Source organism: Modicisalibacter coralii (assembly GCF_004117855.1).
GTDB classification, from domain to species: domain Bacteria; phylum Pseudomonadota; class Gammaproteobacteria; order Pseudomonadales; family Halomonadaceae; genus Modicisalibacter; species Modicisalibacter coralii.
On the sequence record NZ_QWBW01000010.1, the window covers coordinates 77098 to 96996 of the forward strand.

Annotated in this window: 16 protein-coding genes; 7 read left to right on the forward strand and 9 right to left on the reverse strand. The window is 65.7% G+C overall.

Going from position 1 to position 19899, the window contains the following annotated elements:
• Positions 1-4: 4 nt before the first annotated feature.
• The 4 genes from D0901_RS06470 to D0901_RS06485 form a co-directional block, all read right to left on the reverse strand.
• Complete coding sequence (locus D0901_RS06470; RefSeq protein WP_425256168.1) at positions 5-1282, reverse strand: TRAP transporter large permease; 1278 nt, start codon at positions 1280-1282, stop codon at positions 5-7.
• On the reverse strand, positions 1282-1791 hold the full coding sequence (locus D0901_RS06475) for a TRAP transporter small permease (RefSeq protein WP_129139483.1): 510 nt from the start codon (positions 1789-1791) through the stop codon (positions 1282-1284). Before D0901_RS06475 ends, D0901_RS06470 begins: the two co-directional genes overlap by 1 nt.
• A gap of 68 nt (positions 1792-1859) precedes the next feature.
• On the reverse strand, positions 1860-2894 hold the full coding sequence (locus D0901_RS06480) for a TRAP transporter substrate-binding protein (protein ID WP_129139484.1): 1035 nt from the start codon (positions 2892-2894) through the stop codon (positions 1860-1862).
• Between the two features lie 110 nt (positions 2895-3004).
• Positions 3005-3949, reverse strand: a complete 945-nt coding sequence (locus D0901_RS06485) for a LysR family transcriptional regulator (protein ID WP_129139485.1) — start codon at positions 3947-3949, stop codon at positions 3005-3007.
• Between the two features lie 498 nt (positions 3950-4447).
• Between D0901_RS06485 and D0901_RS06490 the strand changes: the two genes are divergently transcribed.
• Both D0901_RS06490 and glpK read left to right on the forward strand, forming a co-directional pair.
• Positions 4448-5284 (forward strand): MIP/aquaporin family protein, encoded by an 837-nt coding sequence (locus D0901_RS06490; RefSeq protein WP_129139486.1) that lies wholly within the window; start codon positions 4448-4450, stop codon positions 5282-5284.
• Between the two features lie 81 nt (positions 5285-5365).
• On the forward strand, positions 5366-6877 hold the full coding sequence (glpK, locus tag D0901_RS06495; protein ID WP_129139487.1) for a glycerol kinase GlpK: 1512 nt from the start codon (positions 5366-5368) through the stop codon (positions 6875-6877).
• Between the two features lie 84 nt (positions 6878-6961).
• On the opposite strand, the gene D0901_RS06500 is transcribed toward glpK, so the two are convergent.
• The 3 genes from D0901_RS06500 to D0901_RS06510 form a co-directional block, all read right to left on the reverse strand.
• Entirely contained in the window at positions 6962-7972 is a 1011-nt protein-coding gene (locus D0901_RS06500) for a helix-turn-helix domain-containing protein (RefSeq protein ID WP_129139488.1), read from the reverse strand.
• A 365-nt stretch (positions 7973-8337) separates the two neighbouring features.
• Positions 8338-9261, reverse strand: coding sequence for a GGDEF domain-containing response regulator (locus D0901_RS06505; protein WP_162500833.1), 924 nt, complete (start codon positions 9259-9261; stop codon positions 8338-8340).
• Positions 9242-12541, reverse strand: a complete 3300-nt coding sequence (locus D0901_RS06510; protein ID WP_129139490.1) for a CHASE domain-containing protein — start codon at positions 12539-12541, stop codon at positions 9242-9244. The genes D0901_RS06505 and D0901_RS06510 overlap by 20 nt, the downstream gene beginning before the upstream one ends.
• A 212-nt stretch (positions 12542-12753) precedes the next feature.
• Between D0901_RS06510 and D0901_RS06515 the strand changes: the two genes are divergently transcribed.
• Complete coding sequence (locus D0901_RS06515) at positions 12754-13242, forward strand: GNAT family N-acetyltransferase (protein WP_129139491.1); 489 nt, start codon at positions 12754-12756, stop codon at positions 13240-13242.
• A gap of 148 nt (positions 13243-13390) precedes the next feature.
• Entirely contained in the window at positions 13391-13546 is a 156-nt protein-coding gene (locus D0901_RS21035) for a hypothetical protein (RefSeq protein WP_203234808.1), read from the forward strand.
• A gap of 12 nt (positions 13547-13558) precedes the next feature.
• On the opposite strand, the gene D0901_RS06520 is transcribed toward D0901_RS21035, so the two are convergent.
• Both D0901_RS06520 and D0901_RS06525 read right to left on the reverse strand, forming a co-directional pair.
• Entirely contained in the window at positions 13559-14107 is a 549-nt protein-coding gene (locus D0901_RS06520; protein ID WP_129139492.1) for a carboxypeptidase-like regulatory domain-containing protein, read from the reverse strand.
• A gap of 72 nt (positions 14108-14179) precedes the next feature.
• The gene (locus D0901_RS06525; RefSeq protein WP_129139493.1) at positions 14180-14707 is read right to left on the reverse strand and encodes a retropepsin-like aspartic protease family protein; all 528 of its coding nucleotides are present in this window, start codon (positions 14705-14707) and stop codon (positions 14180-14182) included.
• Positions 14708-14868: 161 nt separating this feature from the next.
• On the opposite strand from D0901_RS06525, the gene D0901_RS06530 reads away from it, so the two are divergent.
• From D0901_RS06530 to D0901_RS06540, 3 genes are read left to right on the forward strand one after another with little or no spacing between them, the layout of a single operon-like run.
• Positions 14869-15945, forward strand: a complete 1077-nt coding sequence (locus D0901_RS06530; protein ID WP_129139494.1) for an HlyD family secretion protein — start codon at positions 14869-14871, stop codon at positions 15943-15945.
• Complete coding sequence (gene rbbA / locus D0901_RS06535) at positions 15942-18662, forward strand: ribosome-associated ATPase/putative transporter RbbA (protein ID WP_129139495.1); 2721 nt, start codon at positions 15942-15944, stop codon at positions 18660-18662. The genes D0901_RS06530 and rbbA overlap by 4 nt, the downstream gene beginning before the upstream one ends.
• A 1-nt stretch (position 18663) precedes the next feature.
• The gene (locus D0901_RS06540; protein WP_129139496.1) at positions 18664-19779 is read left to right on the forward strand and encodes an ABC transporter permease; all 1116 of its coding nucleotides are present in this window, start codon (positions 18664-18666) and stop codon (positions 19777-19779) included.
• Positions 19780-19899 lie beyond the last annotated feature (120 nt).

The following is a 19899-nucleotide window of genomic DNA, read 5'->3' on the forward strand; positions in this document are numbered from 1 at the left end:
GCAGTCAGCCCAGGGTTTCGGGTAGCCAGGTGATCAGCCCGGGGAAAAGGATCAGCACCAGCAGGACCGCCACTGCCGTCAGGATGAACGGCCAGATGGTACGGAACAGCACCGTGATGTCGAGCCGGCTGACCGCCGCGGCAATGAACAGGCAGGCGCCCATCGGCGGCGTGATCAGGGCGATGGTGATGTTCAGGGTGATGATGATGCCCAGCGCCACCGGATCGATGCCGGCGGCCAGCGCGACCGGCGTGAACACCGGCGAGAGCAGCATCAGCGCCGAGACCTCCTCCATGAACATGCCGGTGACGAAGGTGATCGCGCTGAGCAGCAGCAGCACGATGACCGGCGAGTCGATGAATGGCTCGAGCAGCCCGGCGAAGCGATCCGGCGCCTGGGCGTAGGCCAGCTCCCAACTGATCACCGAGGAGATGCCGATGATCATGAAGATCGCCGCGGCCAGCCGGGTGGTCTCGATCACCGCCCGCCAGAAGGCGCCCGGACGCAGCTCGCCCATCGCCAGACCGCACAGGGCCACGTAGAGCACGGTCAGCGCCCCCGACTCGGTGGGCGTGACGAAGCCCAGCACGATGCCGGCGACGATGATGAAGGGCGCGACCAGTGCCGGCAGCGCGCCGCGCACCGCGGAGAACACCTCGCGCATCGCGGGCAGCGAAGTGCGCCGCTCGAGGCCGGCGCGCCGGGCATGGAAAGCGTTCATGGCCATGAAGGCCAGCGCCAGCAACAACCCCGGCACCACGCCGCCCAGGAACAACTGGCCCACCGAGGTGTTGGTCTGGGCGCTGTAGAGGATCATGAAGATGCTCGGCGGGATGATCGGCCCGATCAGTGAACTGCCGGCGGTCAGCCCGGCGGCGAAGGCGGTGGAATAGCCCTCGCGGGTCATCGCCGGCACCAGCAGCGCGCCCAGCGCCGAGGCATCGGCGGCCGCCGAGCCGTTGACCCCGGACATGAACACGCTGCCCACCACGTTGACGTGACCGATGCCGCCGCGCAGATGGCCGACCAGCAGCCGCGCGACGCGCATCAGCCGCTCGGTCATGCCGCAGGCGTTCATCAGGTTGCCGGCGAGGATGAACAGCGGTATCGCCATCAGCGAGAAACTGTTGAGACCGCCGAAGAACTGCTGGGGCATCATGCGCGCGACCATCCCCGGGTCGACGAACACGAAGCCCACCAGCGCGGTGACGATCAGCGTCAGGAACAGCGGAATGCCCAGCAGGGTGTTGGCCAGCAGGCAGGCGAACATCGCGGCGACCATCATGAAGCGGCCCCCTCGGCACTGGCCGTGTCGTCGGCACCGGGCTGGGGCAGCGGACGCGGGCCATGGATCAGCACCTGCAGCGTGAGCAGGCCGAAGCCCAGCGGCATGGCCAGCATGGGGATGGTACGGCTGATGCCCAGGCCCTGGGAGGTGAAGTAGCCGACCGACAGCGCGTAGTGCCAGCTCCACCAGGTCATCGCCACGGCCAGCGCCAGCGTCAGCAGCCACTGGTAGGCCAGCAGCACGCGGCGGGCGGTCGCGCCGAGGCGGCGTTCGAGCAGCGCCACGCGCATGTGCTCGCCGCGCACCCAGACATTGCCGGCGATCAGCAGCGCCGAGGCGATCAGGCAGTAACGGGCGAGTTCGTCGCTCCAGATCGGCGCCTGACCGACCACATAGCGGGTAACGACACCGTAGAGGATGTCGAGCAGGGTGATCAGCAGCGCCAGGCCGCCAAGGCCGGTGGTGACCCGCCCCAGCAGCGTCAGCAGGGTATCTCGGAACATGATGGTGTCACGCGCTCATGGCCGACGAGCGGCCATGAGTGCGTGCCTCGTCGAGTGAATGGGAGCGGTCAGTCGGTGAGCAGGTCGCCCTGCCCGGCATCCTCGAGCGCCGTCTCGATCCACTCGTCGCCGATATCCTTCTGCCGGAGCCAGTCGATGTAGGCCGGCTGGCCCTTCTCGCGGAAGGCGGCGAGTTCCTCGTCGCTGGGTTCGATCACCTGCATGCCGTTGTCGGCGAGGAACTGAATGCGCTCGTCGACGCGTTTCTCGACGTCCTCGCGGTTGAGCGCGTTGGCCTCCTGCACGGCCGCGTCGATCGCCTGGCGATCGGCATCGGAGAGGCCGTCGTACCAGCTGCCGTTGGCGATCAGGAACTGGTCCGAATACTGCACGTTGGCCAACGTCAGGTACTTCTGCACCTCGTAGAGGCTGCCCATGATGATGTACATCGGCGGGTTCATCTGGCCGTCGGCGACGTTGGTCTTGAGCGCCATGTAGGTATCGGTCCAGGGAATCGGCGTACCGGACGCACCGAAGGCCTCGTAGAGCGCCACCTGGCTGGGGTCCATGGCGCGGAAGCGCAAGCCCTCGAAGTCATCCGGGCTGCTGATGGGGCGCTTGGAGTTGGTGAAATCGAGGAAGCCGCCCTCCTCGATCACGCCCAGCAGTTCGGCGCCAGTGCGCTGCTTGAGCGCGCCTTCGACCTTGTTCCAGTAATCGCCCTCGTCGAAGAACTGGTGGGCGGCGTCGTAGTCCTCGAATAGGAAGGGGATGGCGCTGACGTAGATCTCCGGGACTATCGGCGACAGGCCGGCGAACGAGGCGATGTTCAGACTCGGCGTGTTGATCACCTGCTCCATGCGCTCCTGCTCCTCGCCGAGCATGGAGTTGGGGTAGAGCTTGAGCTGGATGTCGCCGTCGGTCTTCTCCTCGACCAGCCGCTTGAGGTTGGTGGCGAACAGATGCACGGCGTTCTTGTCGGCATCGGGCGGGCCGTTGTAGCTCAGATTGAGGGTGGTGGCCGCGTTGGCCAGGCTCGCGGTGGCGAGCAGGCTCGTCGCGGCGGCGGCCAGCAGGGCGTTGTACAGGACGGGAATGCGCATGAAGGGCTCCTTGTTGTTGTGCGATTCACAGCACGACCGGTGTCGGGCTGCGATGACACCTCGACGCTAGCCGTTGCGCCGTTGACCTTTCAAGTCGGCGCATGTTGCCTTCAAGGCAACGCCCGGGCATCCAGCACCCGCGGTGCATCGGCACTGAAGAAGCGCATGCTGTGCCGCAGGTGATGGATGAAGGCCTGGGCGGCCACCGTCAGCGGCCGCTCGGCCTGACTGACGATACGCGCCCGGGCATGACACAGCACATCGGCCTCGACCTCACGCACGACGATACTGCCCTCGTGGATCTCCTCGAGGACGGTCAACTCGGGCATGAAGGTCACGCCCAGCCCAGAGCGCACGAAATTCTTGAGCACCGACACCGAGTTGGTGGTCATGCGCGGCCGGTAGGAAAGATGCACCGCGTAGAGCGCCATGTCGACCAGCTGGCCCATGCCGGTCCGGCCGTCGATCAGTGCCAGCGGATGATCGGCGATCGCCGCCAGCGACAGCGGCGCCGGTGCCTCGGCCAGTGCATGCCCGGCGGGCACGATCAGATCCAGCGGCTGGCAGCGGTCGATGTGCGAGACCAGTTGCCGATCGTCGGGCGGCGCATAGAGCAGCGCCAGATCGACGGCGTCCTCCTTGACCAGCAGCATCGCCTCGGAGAGGCCGGCCATGCGTACCTCGATCTCCAGCCCCGGGTAGGTGGCCAGAAAGTTCTGCAAGGGGGCCGAGATCAGATCGGCGATGAAGCCCTCGCCCACGGCGATGCGCACTTCACCGCGCTCCAGGTTCTGCAGTGCCTGCAGGCGCGACAGGGTGGCCCGTTCGGCGGCGCGCTGATCGCGGTAGTGGCGCAGGATCAGCTCGCCGGCCGGGGTCAGCGCGACCCGCGAGGCGCGTACCAGCAGCAGGGTATCCAGTTCCTCCTCGAGGGCACGCAACTGGCGGCTGAGCGCCGACGGATTGACGCCCAACTGGGCGGCGGCACGGCGCAGCGAACCGTAGTGGACGATGGCGTCGAGGTATTCCAGGGCGCGGGTCTTGAAGGGGCTCATGAGTCACTCGGCCAGGTGGAGCGAAAGACCGCCGGGCGCGGTCGGTTCCGTATTATCCACCCATGGGACACCGGCGCCCATGCCCCAGCGGCGCCGGGCGTCCCGCAGCCTCCTGCCACCGAACGCCGCCCCGCTTGCTTCCCACCCCGGCCTTGTCGACGCCTCGGCCCTCGGCTATTCAGAGGTTCGGATGAGAACCTCGGCAGCCGCCGTGGATGCCCTCACTCAGCCACGCCCCGCCCTGCAATCCGGCCTCCGCCCGAAGAATCCAACGAAAGATTAATAGCAGAAAGTCTAAGGGCAGTTTCCATTCACGCCCTTTAGACTCCACCAATTATCGAAAACGAACATTTAATAGGGATTTCTGACCGAAAACGAACTTACCGGGTATCAGTATCGAACGACTTCCACTACCCGGCGCACAGAGACGACCGGCATGTGCGTATCGCTCACCGGCCGCATCGACCAACCTCGACAAGCACGCACAGGAGAACCCTCATGTCCCCGTTTCTGGGCGAGATTTTCGGCACGATGATCCTGATCATCTTCGGCGGTGGCGTCGTCGCCGGCGTGTTGCTCAAGCACTCCAAGGCCGCTGCCGGCGGCTGGATCGTGATCACCTTCGGCTGGGGGCTGGGCGTGGCCATGGCCATCTATGCGGTGGGCCAGATCAGCGGCGCGCACATCAACCCCGCGGTCACCGTCAGCCTGGCGGTGATCGGCGAATTTCCCTGGTCCAGGGTGCCGATCTATCTGCTGGGGCAGATGATCGGCGCCTTCCTCGGCGCGGTAATCGTCTGGCTGCACTACTATCCCCACTGGGAAGCCACCGAGGACAAGGCGGCCAAGCTGGCGGTCTTCTGCACCGATCCGGCCATTAGCCACTGGCCCTCCAACCTGCTGAGCGAGATCATCGGCAGCTTCGTGCTGGTCCTGGGCATTCTGTCGATCGGCGCCAACACCTTCACCGACGGCCTCAATCCGCTCATCATCGGGCTGCTGATCCTCGCCATCGGGCTGTCACTGGGCGGCACCACCGGCTATGCCATCAACCCCGCCAGGGACCTGGGCCCCCGCCTGGCGCACTGGCTGCTGCCGATCGCCGGCAAGGGCGACTCGAACTGGAAGTACGCCTGGATTCCGGTCGTCGGACCACTGATCGGTGGCGTGGCCGGCGGGCTGTTCTATCGCCACGTCTTCGTCGATGGCAGTGAGCTGGCCATGGCCATCGCCCTGGCGGTGGTCGTGGTCTGCCTGGCGCTGGACGTGATCGTCGTGCGACGCGGCTCGCATCGCCATGCGGGATCCCGGCACGCGGCGTCCCGCCACCAATAAGACACAGCTTGACCGGGCGCCAACGACGCCGAGGCGCCGGACGCACGCCCCCATTCATCGTCACAACAAGGAAGCACGCCCATGGAGACGCAATACATCCTGGCCTTCGATCAGGGCACGACCAGTTGCCGCGCCATCCTCTTCGATCGCGATGCGCGTATCGTCGGCATCGCCCAGAAGGAGTTCAACCAGTACTACCCGACCCCGGGCTGGGTGGAACACGATGCCATGGAGATCTGGGGCAGCCAGATGGGCGTGGCGCGCGAAGTGCTGGAGACCTACGGGGTCAAGCCGTCGCAGGTGGCGGCCATCGGCATCACCAACCAGCGCGAGACCACGGTGATCTGGGACCGCCACACCGGCAAGCCGGTCTACAACGCCATCGTCTGGCAGGACCGGCGCACCGCGCCGCTGTGCGACGATCTCAAGGCCCGCGGTCTGGAGACCTACATCCGCGAGACCACCGGCCTGGTGGCGGACGCCTACTTCTCCGGCACCAAGATCCGCTGGATCCTCGACAACGTCGAGGGCGTGCGTGAACGGGCGGAACGCGGCGACCTGCTGTTCGGCACCATGGACAGCTGGCTGGTCTGGAACCTGACCCGCGGCGAGCGCCACATCACCGACTACAGCAATGCCTCGCGAACCCTGCTCTACGACATCCGCAACCTGGATTGGGACCAGCGAATGCTCGACGAGCTGGGCATCCCGTCCAGCCTGCTGCCGGACGTGCGCTCCTCCAGCGAGGTCTACGGCACCACCGACGCCGAGATGTTCGCCGGCGCACGGATCCCCATCGCGGGCATCGCCGGCGACCAGCAGGCGGCGCTGTTCGGCCAGACCTGCTTCGAGAAGGGCATGGTCAAGAACACCTACGGCACCGGCTGCTTCCTGTTGATGAACACCGGCGAAACGCCGGTCCCGTCCGCTTCCGGCCTGCTCACCACCATCGCCTGGGGTCTGGACGGCCGGGTGTCCTACGCCCTCGAGGGTGCCATCTTCATCGCCGGCGCCGCCGTGCAGTGGCTGCGCGACGAGCTCAAGCTCATCGACTCGGCGGAGGACTCGGAATACTTCGCCGGCAAGGTCGAGGATGCCGGCGGCGTCTATGTGGTACCGGCCTTCGCCGGCCTGGGCGCGCCCTACTGGGACATGTACGCCCGCGGGGCGATCTTCGGCCTCACCCGCGGCACCCGCAAGGAACACATCGCCCGTGCCACGCTCGACTCCCTGGCCTACCAGACCAAGGACGTCATCGACGCCATGCAGGCCGACTCGGGTATCGCCCTGAAGTCCCTGCGGGTCGACGGCGGCGCGGTGGCCAACAACGTGATGATGCAGTTCCAGGCCGACATGCTCGGCGTCGCCGTCGAACGCCCGGAGGTCACCGAATCCACCGCCCTGGGGGCGGCCTACCTGGCGGGCATCGCCGTGGGCCTGTGGACCCAGGACGAGGTAGTCGGCAAGGGCCGGCTGGAACACACCTTCGAGCCGGTGATGGAAGCCGCGCAGCGCGAGCGCCACTACAAGGGCTGGAAGAAGGCCGTGCGGCGTACCATGGACTGGGAGCGTGAAGACGCCGACGAGGCCTGACGACCGCGGAGCGCCGGTCCTCTTCATGAGAAGACACAGGAGCCGCCCTTGTCCCTGCGCTTTGCGCAGAGACAAGGGCGGCTCCTATGGATTACCCGGGTCTGGCAGGCTGTCGGATCGGGCCCGACGCAACGTCTCGGAAGGAAGCTCGCCGAACAGCTGACGATATTCACCGGCAAAGCGACCGAGATGCCAGAAACCCCACTTCCAGGCCACGTCGTGTACGGTTTCCGACTCACGGCCACCACACCTCAACAACTCGCGATGGACCGCATTCAACCTAAGCGAACGCAAATAAGTCAGCGGATTGATGCCCAGCGCCTCCTGAAAGCAATACTGCAACTTCCGACGACTCGCACCAACTGCATTGCAGACCTCGACGACCGACGGAGGGCGCTCACCGGACGCCAAGACGTAATCGCAGGCACGATCGACGACGCGGCGTCTCGCGTGCGGTTGCAGCCGTTCGGGCTCTTCTCTGTTGGCAAGATCCAGCAACAGCATCAACATCATTTCACTGATGTTCTTGCTGACCTCGGGGCGGGACAGGGACGAGCCGTCACTGGTGACGCTATAGCGCATGACGCTATTGGTCAGGGCCTTGAACTCGGCCAGGGCGGAAGAGCGAGCCAACCGGAAGCAAAGCGGATCGGTGCTGATTTCCATTCCGCGACTCTGATCGACGAGCATCTTCCGGACCAATGAGGTATCGACCGCGATACTCACGACATCGAGGCTGCTGGTGGTCCTCAACTCCGGAAGACAGCGGCCCTGGGTCACAAGTAGATAGTCCCCGTTGATCGCCCTGCCGCCCAGATAAAAGTCGTCAACGTTCGCCTGCTGCGGCAAGCTGAAGACAGTGGCATCCGGTCCATCCCGCCAGACACAACCGCGTTTGACCATGGCCAGATTGGATTCGTCCCGGACGACCTGAAGGCCATCGAGCCAGAACTGGGTAAGGCTGCCCCGGAAGCGTCCCGGCGACATCTGATCGTATTGCATTTGCCAGCCGGCCAAGCCAGCCGCATGTTCTTCGATATCGTGCGTCGGCCTTCGCTTGAAGGTCGCCGCGATTTCGCCACCCGACACCAGCATGGCAGGGAGACTCCCTTCATGTTGTTTGAATTATATGTAATGAGCTCGCCTTGATGGATCCCCAGCCAGCGAACCGGACTACGCCTCGCCTGACCCGCGACCCAAACCGCTCACCGACAGTCCCACCTGGTGAAAGAAGACCTCGTGCCACCAAGAGGTAGGCGCTTGAAAAAGCCGGCGACCAACTCCCTGGATCGATGGCTGCAAGCGCATGATTCGCCGAAAGAACTCGGACCACACCGCGATTCCCAACTGCGGCAGAGCAGGGTCTATGGCCATGTCAGCTAACCCAATGACCTGAACGGCCCCTGCGCCACTTAACCCACAAAACAAGAGCCCATGTCAAGGTTTTTGACAACCGGCGATCAGCCGCTCTCGTGCGGTCCCGGACTGACACAATTGCGCCCGCCCTCCACCTTGGCCCGATACAGCGCCCGGTCGGCCGCCTCGACGAGTTCCCGATGCGAGTCCGTCGCCGTCGGCACGACGGCCGCACAGCCAATCGACACGCTGAACGCCGGGGCCGATGAGTCGGCCCCGCCACGCTCGACCACGGCCGTTCTCAGCCGATTCGCGACCAACACCGCCTGGTCGATATGGGTGTTGGGCAGAATCGCGGCAAACTCGTCGCCGCCCAATCGACATACCACATCGCCGGCACGCGCCAGGGTTGCCTTCATCAGGCCGGCCAGCAGCACGAGACACTGATCGCCCGCCTGGTGGCCGTGAGTGTCATTGATCGCCTTGAAATTATCGAGATCGATCAACAACACGCTCAACGCTGCCTGGTGGCGAAGCGCACGCCGCCACTCGAGTTCCAGTTGCTCGTCGAAGGTACGCCGATTGGCGATCGCCGTCAGCGGATCCGTGTAAGCGGCTGAGGCCATCAGCTCGGCTTTCTTCTTGAAGTCGATAAAGGTCGAGACCTTGGACTTGAGGATCACCTGGTTGAACGGCTTGGCGACATAGTCGATCGCGCCTTTCTCGAAGGCGCCTTCGATATCCGCCTCGCTGTCCGAGCCCGAAATGACCACCACCGGCGTGTGCAAGAACTCGGTTCTGTCTCGAACATGCTCCAGCACGCTCAACCCGCTTTGATCATCGAGATACAGATCCAGCAGAACGAGATCGACATTCGCCGGCATCACCCGTTTTGCCTCCTCGACACTGCGCGCGATCACCAGTTCGAACTGCCCACCCAGGATGCCGGCGAGGCTCGCAATGCCAACGGGGTCGTCTTCCACGATGAGAACGACCGGACGACTCGCGTCATCGACACTCGTGTTCATGGCATTCCATCTCCCTGCGAACCTCTTGAAGGGTCTGCCTGGCCACCTCGAAATCGAAGCGCTCCAGGGCCGTCTTGAAGCGCTCGGCCAGCGCCTCGCGATTCGTGTATCGTAAAAAGCCGAGGATACTGTCGACATCCGCCTCATCGACCAGGCGATTGCCGCCGAGGCGCTGCTCGACACGGGCCAGGGCCTCCCGACACTCGCCGATATCCGTACTCGCCGGTGGGCGCTGCGGGTCTTCCAACGAGTGCAGATAGGCTTCTATATCGGCCAAGTCATCGTTCAGTGCAGTGACCAGCGCCCGCCCCTCGTCGACGATCAAGGCATCGTCGTGGGTCCCTTCGGCATGGCCCGCCATGCGCTGCAGCCTGACATGGGCGATATTGCCGGACGCCCCCTTGAGTCGGTGTGCCAGGCGCCTGATGCTCTGGGCGTCCCCCGCGGCAAGGCTCTCCGTCAGGCGTTGCACGATGTCGCGCGCACTCGCCGCATAGCTGTGCAGACATTGCGCGAACAGTTCGGGAATCTGGCCGAACATGGCCGCATGTCGCTCGGCCGATATACAGTCCGGCAACCCATTCGCGGTTTCGCGATCCTCGAGTGCGCTGGAGACCGCGGCACCCGTCACCTTGGCGGATGAGAAAAACCGCGCCAGCATCCGCTGGATATCGGCGGGCAAGGCGGGCTTCGTCAGATAGGCCTCCATCCCGCTGTCTTTCGCGCTCTCCCGGTCCTGGTCCAGTACGGAGGCCGACAAGGCGACGACATAGGGCTGTCTGGCCAGCGGGGCACGCCGAATGCGGCGGGCGACGTCCTGTCCCGTCTCGCGTTCGAGGTGCAGGTCCATGAACACCAGATCGCAAGGCTGCTCTTGCAGGTACGCCAGCGCCTCGTCCCCCGTGTTGACGGACGTGGCGGACACGCCGAAGCGTTGGAGGTAGCTTTCGACGATTTCGCAATTGATGGACAGGTCGTCGACGACGAGCACCCGCACAGTCGGATACTGGGGAACGGCGCCATCGCCCTCGGCACTCGCGAGTGCCGACGCTCCGCTGCCTGTCGAAACGTCCCCGTCGCGGCGACCCTGGCACTCGTCGCCAATGACCCGGGCCTCATCCCCGAAGACCACGGGGATCTCGACGGTGAAGGTACTGCCCGCGCCCACCCGGCTGGTGACGCTCAGACGGCCCCCCATCAACTCGCAAAGCCTCTTGCTGATCGCCAGCCCCAGCCCCGTACCGCCAAGACTGCGACGTTTCGACCGCTCGGCCTGCCTGAACGTCTCGAAGATATACGCCTGGTCGCTTTCCCGAATACCGATGCCGGTATCCTGCACGGCAACGACCAGGCATTCCGTGTCATCCGTCCTGGACGTCCGGCTCAAACGAACCGCGACACGCCCCGCCTCCGTGAACTTGACGGCGTTACCGATGACATTAATCAATACCTGCGAAATCCGCAGCAAGTCGCCCTTCATGCTACCGGGGATCGCCGGTGCCACGTCGACGACCAGGTCCAGTCCCTTTTCTTCCGCGGCAATCGCGAAAAGTTCGACACTACGCTGCAGGAGCTCCTGCACCTCGAATTCCCGACAGTCGACATCGACATGGCCGGATTCGATCTTGGAAATATCCAGGATGTCGTTGAGCAGTGACAGTAGCCCCTCGGACGCGGACAGAGCCTTCCTCGCCAGGCTCCGGGGATACTCCTCGATGTTCGTATCCAGCATCAGCACCAGCATGCCCAGGATCGCATTCATCGGCGTTCGTATTTCGTGGCTCATATTGGCCAGGAAAGCTGCCTTGGCGGAGGCCGCCGCTTCGGCTTGCCGGGTCTGAACTTCGAGTTCCGCGTTCAATTGCTCGAGTTCCTTTTCCCGCGCCTTCAACTCCGTGACATCCAGGGCGATGGAAACGAAGCACGGCTTTTCTTTCATGACGATAGGGAAATACTTGAGGCTGACTTCGCGTGGCTCACCCGCCCTGTCGGTGAATCGGGCATTGCTGGAAATCGTCTCTCCCTGCAAGGCTCGCTGATAAAAATTCCGACGCTCGGCCACCACGTCCTCGCCGATGAAGTCAGATATCGGTCGACCGATTGTCTTTTCTTGGGAAAAGCGCAGCATATTCTTGCCATACCCGTTCATGAACTGGCATTTCAGACCCGAGTCCCAGACGCCGATGGCCAACGGCAACTGGTCGGTCAGCGTTTCTATGAAATCCAGGCTCTCCCGCAGCTCTCGCGTTTTCCTTTTCACCTCGGCTTCCGCGCGGACCCTGGCATTCTTGAGAAGCAGGATGACCAGTATGATCAGGACTTCTATGACGATCCCCGCCGCCAGTATGATGGTGGGCTGCTTGCTCGAATGAAAACGCTCGAACAAGGCGTTGGTCTGAACGTCGAAATCCCAATGACGCCCATAAAGGTCCAGCGAATACGTTTTCGCGAACATCGGCGTCGCATCGACGTTCTCCCCGCCATCGCCGAATTCGTCATACATCACGCTGCCGTTGTCGGTAATTCGCACCTGGATCATGCGTGCCACATTGGCCAGCGCGCCTTCCATCAGCCTGGACATGATGAACGGGGCATAGACCAGCCCTTCGAAGTGCGCGTCCCGTTGTCCGGGCGGCGGGGTCGTCTCACTGTCGTAGAACGGCTGGAAGAAGAGGAAACCCGGGGTCTTCTGGGCATCCTGCACGAGCACGATGGGGCCGGTGATCTGGGTCTTTCCAGTGATCATGGCACGCCGAGCGGCCTGGTAGCGATTGGACTCGTGGGCCATGTCCAGTCCCACGGCCGCCTTGTTCGCCGCTTCCGGTTCGATGAAGACGATGGGCCAGTAATCGTTGCGCGAATGCGCCGGGTGGATACGAAAGTCGGGGCGCTTGGCTCGCTGCGCCTCGACGAAGGCGTCGACATCATCGGGGCTGACCCGCTGGATGATGCCGATACCATTGATGCCGGGCAGCCGATCGGTCAGCGCAAGAGACTGGCTGAATGACCGCCAGGCCTCCAGCGACATGTCACCCTCCTTGGCATGGATGGCACCCACCCCCGAGACCATGGCAAACGCATAATTTCTCATGCGGTCCACGATCAGCTCGTTGAGCTGGCCAATCTGGTGCTCGAACTCTTCCCGTGCCTTCTCCTCGGCCATGCGCGCGGAGACCTGCCAGGCAACGAGGGTGAGCGCCAAGGAAAGCAGAATGACGACCCAGTGCAGGCCAGTTATCGAGGCAGGCAGATCACCGCGTTTGAATGTGGGAAAGGGCATGGCAAGTTTCCTGGGGCACACGGCCACCGCCGACGACTGAATCGGAGTATCCGGCGGCGTCAGGAAGTGGACAAGCGGCCCGGGGCGCCACGAGGCGCTTATACACAATATTCCACAAAGGCATTTCTGTGATTTTACGGCTCAACCTTTCAACCAATGCCACGGGTAGCAGGGCGCGCCGGGGCCTTGATCCTGCTAGGCTGGGTATCGCCATGACCGATGCCGTCCATGCCGCGCCTCATTTGCGCCCCGCCCGGGTCGACGATCTCGACAACGTGCTCACCTGGCCCGCCGACGCCACGGCGTGTCGGCGCTGGGCGGGGCCGCGCCTGCCCTTCCCGACCACGGCCAACACCGCCTGGATGACGCTGGAGGCGTCTTCGGAGAACAGCTTCGCGCTGGTCGACGGCGAAGGCGAGCTGCTCGGCTTCGGCCAGTTGCTGGAGCGGGACTATCGGGTGGTGCACCTGGCCCGGCTGACCGTCGCCCCGGCCCATCGCGGCCGCGGCCTGGGGCGCGTGCTTTGCCGGGCGCTGAGCGACCGCGCCAGAGACGCCTTCGCGGCCCGCCGGCTGACCCTCAACGTCTACGCCGACAACCACACCGCCCTGGGCCTGTATCGCTCGCTGGGCTTCACCGAACTGCTGCGCGACGACAGCGGCGAGATGATCTTCATGAATCGGGTCCTGACGGCCCCTTGAGGGCTCGTCGCTCGGGCGCGCTTCGGCAAGCGCAACCACGCGAAGCGCCGCCGCCATCGATGATGGCGGCGGCGCTGTGGGGATTTGCCACTCGGACCGAGACACGGTAGCTTGAGCCGATGGAATACTTGAGTGGAGCACTCGGACAATGACTCAACGCAAGAGCGTCATCACCCGCGTCTACGTCCCCACCCATGTTCGCGACCTGCCCAACGGCGAGCGGGAGACGATTCCCGGCCACTACCGCACGCCCGACAACGGCCAGGCGTCGAGGGGCAGCGACGACAAGCCCCGCGACGCGTGACGTCGCGGCATCTCAGCGGCTCAGGTCGACCTTGACCGTCTGCCCCTTGCCGACCGTGACCTGCTTGAGAATCAGCGGGCTGCGCGACTCACCGCCGGGCAGCAGCACGCTGCCGGCGACGTAGAACACGCCTGCCGGAATGCCGTTAGCGACGAAGTACCCGTTGGCGTCGGTCTCGGCGTAGTGGGTGTATTCCCGGGCCCGCGGATCGGCGGGCTCGATGCGCTTGCCGGCCAGCGCCACATCGGCGGCCTCGGCGGAGTATTGCGTCGCCGGCGCGATCGACACCGTCTCGTGGGCGCCGATCAGCGTCTGCCCGCGCGAGTCGGTATAGCGCAGACGCCCCTTGATCGTCGCACTGCCGTGCTTGTCGAGCTTGGCGTAGGTCTCGGCGGGAAACGCCACCTTGCGCTCGACCATGTCCGGCTGTCCGGCGGCGTCGCCACCGCGCTCGATGACCGTCGGGCGCGAGGTCTCGCCGCCCCCGGGCAGCATGCCCTGCAAGCTCTGGCAGCCGCTGAGCAGCAGCCCCAGCAGTACCACTCCCATCCATTGGCGCATTGCGTTCTCTCCTTTTCCGCGTGACGCCCGATTCTTGCGGGCGAAACCATCGTCGGGTGACGTCACGACGCCTCATGTGGCGTCGCGAGACGGCGCGCTCAGGACCATCCGCGAGCCACGGATGCGGATATCGAAACGGCCCAGGAAGCTCATCCCCAGCAGGGCGGTGTCGCCGCCGATGCCGGGGTTGATCGAGCCGCGCACGTCGCGGGCCTCGAGACCGCCCAGCGAGACCCGGTCGAGCGTGGTCATGAACCCCTCGGCGCGCCCGTTGGCGGTGTCGAACGTGGCGCGCACCCCACGCTCGAGCCCCAGGCGATCGGCGAGATCGGCGGGGATCGAGACCAGGCTGGCGCCGGTGTCCAGCAGAAAGGTCACCGGCTCGCCGTTGATCCGGCCGGAAGCCACGAAATGCCCGCCGGCATTGCGCGTCAGGGTGATCGGTCCGCTGCCGTCGTCGTGCACGAGCCCGGCGTTGGGATTGTGTCGCGCGGTCAGGCGGCCCTGGAACCAGATCACCGCCAGGCCCAGCAGCAGCACCCAGAACAGGACCATCATGCCCACCCCGATGCGCCGCACGCCGTCGTTGTCGTCGCTCATCTCGCCTCGATCATCGTCCACGTTCCCCCGGCCGGCTCCCGCGCCATCACCGCCGCCAGGCGACACGATCCACCATTCGTTGATGTATGTCACATCATCGCCGCGCCGGTAACGGATAATGGGCGCACCGCTTCTCTCTCGTCATCGTCAGGATACCAGCCATGTCCCAGGAACTCCGCAAGCGACTCGTCCGCGGCCTGGTCGTCGTCGCCATCGTGGCCGCCGTCGCCCTGCTGGCCTGGACGGCGCTGCGTCCCGACGGCCTGGGCGATGGCTTCGCCAGCGGCAACGGACGCATCGAGGCCACCGAGATCGACGTGGCGACCCGACTGGGCGGCCGCGTCGCGGCGATCGATGTCGCCGAGGGCGACTTCGTCGAGCCGGGTCAGGTGCTGGCCCGCATGGATACCCAGCCACTCGAGGCGCGGCTGGCCCAGGCCCGGGCGCAGGTCCGCCAGGCCGAGAACGCCCTGGAAACCGCCCGCTCGCTGATCGCCCAACGCGACAGCGAGAAGGCCACCGCCGTGGCGGTGGTACACCAGCGCGAGGCGGAAGCGACCGCGGCCGAGAAGCGCTACCGGCGCACCCGGACGCTGGTCGAGCGCAATGCCCTATCGCGTCAGCAGCTCGACGACGACTACGCCGCCTGGCAGAGCGCACTCGCGGCACGCGCCGCGGCCAACGCCCAGGTACGTTCCAGCGAGGCAGCGATCCGCGCCGCCCACTCCCAGACCACCGAGGCGGAATCCGCCGTGGAAGCCGCCCGGGCCGCGGTCGCGCAGTTGCAGGTCGACATCGACGACAGCCGGCTCACCGCGGATCGCAACGCCCGGGTGCAATACCGCATCGTCGAACCGGGCGAGGTGCTCCCCGCCGGTGGCAAGGTCGTCAACCTGGTCGATCTCACCGACGTCTACATGACCTTCTTCCTGCCCGAGCGTCAGGCCGGCCGGGTAGGGCTCGGCGACGCGGTCCATCTGATACTCGACGCCGCGCCGCAGTACGTGATTCCCGCGCGGGTCAGCTACGTCGCCAGCGTCGCCCAGTTCACGCCCAAGACGGTGGAGACCCAGAGCGAGCGCGAAAAGCTGATGTTCCGGGTCAAGGCGCGCATCGACCCGGCGCTGCTCCGGGCCCACATCGACAAGGTCAAGACCGGGCTGCCGGGCATGGCCTATCTCAAGCTCGATGACGACATCGAGTGGCCCGAGAACCTGAGAGTCAACGTCGCACCATGAGCGACGCCGCCCCCAGCGTGGCCCGTCTGCACGGCGTCAGCCTGCATTACGGCGATACCACGGCACTGGACGCGCTGGATCTCGCCATTCCGGCGCGCGGCATGGTCGGATTGATCGGCCCCGACGGCGTGGGCAAGTCGAGCCTGCTGGCATTGATCGCCGGGGCCCGGCGCATCCAGCAGGGCACGGTCACGGTCCTCGACGGCGACATGGCCGATGCCGGCCACCGCCGCGCCAGTTGCCAGCGCATCGCCTACATGCCCCAGGGGCTGGGCCGGAATCTCTACGCGACCCTGACGGTGGCCGAGAATCTCGAATTCTTCGGCCGGCTGTTCGGCCAGGACGCCGCCGAGCGCCAGCGGCGCATCGACGAACTGACCCGCAGTACCGGTCTCGAACGTTTCACCGAGCGCCCGGCGGGTCAGCTCTCCGGGGGCATGAAGCAGAAGCTCGGCCTGTGCTGCGCGCTGATCCACGACCCCGACCTGCTGATCCTCGACGAGCCCACCACCGGCGTCGATCCGCTCTCGCGGGTGCAGTTCTGGGAGCTGATCGCACGCATCCGCGACCAGCGTCCGGCGATGAGCGTGATCGTCGCCACCGCCTACATGGACGAGGCGGCGCGCTTCGACCATCTGATCGCCATGGACGCCGGCCGGGTGCTGGCCACCGGCAGCCCCGCCGAACTGCTCGAGCGTACCCGCAGCGAGACGCTGGAAGCCGCCTTCATCGCCCTGCTGCCGGAATCCCGGCGACGCGGCCACCACGAGCTGGTGATTCCACCACGCACCAACAGCGGCGAGGTCGCCATCGAGGCCCACCAGCTGACGCGGCGCTTCGGTGACTTCACCGCCGTCGATCACGTCGACTTTCGCATCGAGCGTGGCGAGATCTTCGGCTTCCTGGGTTCCAATGGCTGCGGCAAGAGCACCACCATGAAGATGCTCACCGGCCTGCTGCCGGCGAGCGACGGCGAAGCGCGACTGTTCGGCCGCGCGGTGGACCCGCACGATACCGATACCCGTCGCCGGGTCGGCTACATGTCGCAGGGCTTCTCGCTCTACGCCGAACTGACGGTGCGCCAGAACCTGGATCTGCACGCCCGGCTGTTCCAGTTGCCCGAAGACTCGCGCGAGGCGCGCATCGCCGAACTGCTCGCGCGTTTCGAACTCGGCGGCGTGGTCGACCAGTTGCCCGCCAGCCTGCCGCTGGGCGTTCGTCAGCGTCTGTCGCTGGCCGTGGCGGTGATCCACCGCCCCGAGATCCTGATCCTCGACGAGCCCACCTCGGGCGTCGACCCGGTGGCCCGCGACGACTTCTGGGCGCTGCTGGTCGAACTCTCGCGCCAGGAGGGGGTGACGATCTTCGTCGCCACCCACTTCATGAACGAGGCCCTGCGCTGCGACCGTATCTCGCTGATGCATGCCGGCCGGGTGCTGGCCAGCGACAGCCCGCAGCGGCTGATCGAGGCCAGCGGCCTGGACAGCCTGGAAGCCGCCTTCATCGCCTGGCTGCGCGAGGCCCAGAGCGACGACGACGCCCCCGCGGCAACGCCGCCGGTGGCGGACACACCGGCGGCGTCGGCCCGGCCGCCCCAGGCCCGGTTCAGTGTGCGCCGCCTGCTCAGCTATACCCGGCGCGAGGCCAAGGAGCTCGAGCGCGACCCGATTCGCGCCACCCTGGCGCTGGTCGGCAGCCTGCTGCTGATCATGGGCTACGGCATCAGCCTGGACGTCGAGAACCTGCGCTACGCGGTGCTCGACCACGACCGGACCACCACCAGCCAGGCCTATGCGCTGAACCTCGCCGGCTCGCGCTACTTCGTCGAGCGCCCGCCCCTGCACAGCGCCACCGAACTGGCGGCGCGCATGCAGAGCGGCGAATTGAGCCTGGCCGTCGAGATCCCTCCCGACTTCGGGCGCGACCTCAAGCGTGGCGACGCTCCCCGGATCGGGGTGTGGATCGACGGCTCGATGCCGATGCGCGCCGATACCATCCAGGGCTATGTGCAGGGCATTCACGGCGACTACCTGCGCCAGCTCGCCCGCGACAGCGGCCAGGCGGTCGCTTCGCCGCTCGATGTCGCCGTGCGCTACCGCTACAACCCCGAGGTCGAAAGCCTGCCGGCGATGGTCCCGGCGGTGATTCCGCTGCTGCTGATGCTGATTCCGGCGATGCTCACCGCGCTCGGTGTGGTACGCGAGAAAGAACTGGGCTCGATCGTCAATTTCTACGTCACCCCGGTCACCCGCCTGGAATTCTTGCTCGGCAAGCAGTTGCCCTACGTGGCGCTGGGCATGCTCAATTTCATCACCCTGGTGGCCATCGCGGTATGGGGCTTCGGCGTGACGCTCAAGGGCAACCTGCTGGTCCTGGCGCTCGGCGCGCTGCTCTACATCGCCTGCGCCACGGCCATGGGGCTGGCGCTGTCGACCCTGTTGCGCAGCCAGATCGCGGCGATCTTCGGCACCGCCATCGCCACGCTGGTGCCGGCGATCCAGTTCTCGGGCTTCCTGCATCCGGTCGCGGCCCTGGAAGGCGGCGCGGCGCTCATCGGCGCGATCTACCCGACCAGCCACTTCCTGACCATCAGCCGCGGCGTCTTCGCCAAGTCGCTGGGGCTCACGGCGCTCGCCCCGCACTTCATCGCCCTGGCGGCCACCCTGCCGGTACTGCTCGCCCTGGCGGTGGCCGGCCTGCGCAAGCAGGAGCGCTGACATGCCTCGCCTCGCCAACGTCCTGCAGCTCGGCCTCAAGGAACTGCGCAGTCTCTATCGCGACCCGGCGCTGCTGCTGCTGATCGTCTACGCCTTCACCCTGGGCATCTACGCCAGCGCCACCGGCGTCCCCGAGGCGCCGCACCGGGCCACCCTGGCGGTGGTCGACGAAGACCAGTCGCAGGCCTCGCAGCGCCTGCTCAACGCCTTCCAGCTGCCCTACTTCCTGCCGCCCGAGCGAATCGACCTGAGCGCGATGGACCGTGGCATGGACGACGGTCGCTACACCTTCACCCTGGTCATTCCGCCCGACTTCCAGCAGGACCTGCTGGCCGGCGAGTCGCCCACCGTGCAGCTCAACGTCGATGCCACCCAGATCAGTCAGGCCTTCACCGGCGCCGGCTACATCCGGCAGATTCTCGACGACGAGACGCGGACCTTCGTGCAGCGCTACCGGCAAGACGCCGCCGCGCCGGTCGAGCTGGTGGTCCGCAACGCCTTCAACCCCAATCTGACCCGTGCCTGGTTCGGCGCCATCAACGAGGTCGTCAACCAGATCACCCTGCTGTCGATCATCCTCACCGGCGCCGCGCTGATCCGCGAGCGCGAACACGGCACCCTGGAGCACCTGCTGGTGATGCCGGTGACGCCGCTGGAAATCATGCTCGCCAAGGTCGGCTCGATGGCCGCAGTGGTGCTCGTCGCCGCGCTGGTCTCGTTGATCGCGGTCGTCGAGGGCTGGCTGGCGATACCCCTGCAGGGCTCGCTGGCGCTATTCATCGTCGGTGCCGCCTTGCTGCTGTTCGCGACCACCTCGATGGGCATCTTCTTCGCCACCCTGGCGCGCTCGATGCCACAGCTGGGGCTGTTGATCATTCTGGTGCTGATCCCGCTGGAGATACTCTCCGGCGGCATGTCGCCCCGCGAGAGCATGCCCGAATTCGTCCAGCGGGTGATGCTCGTCGCCCCCACCACCCACTTCGTGATCCTGGCCCAGGCGGTGCTGTTCCGCGGCGCCGGCCTGGCGGTGATCTGGCCGCAAATGCTCGCCCTGGCCGGTATCGGCGCGACTTTCTTCCTCGCCGCCCTGGCGCGGCTACGGCGCTCGCTGCAGTAGTTACGCCACTCATGGGCGTGGCGCTTGGTCGCCATGTCCCGGGCTGCCGATTCCGTGAGTGGGGCATTAACATGCCCGTCCCTCTTGAGGGTATTTTTCCGAGGCTTTCGGTAGCAAGAC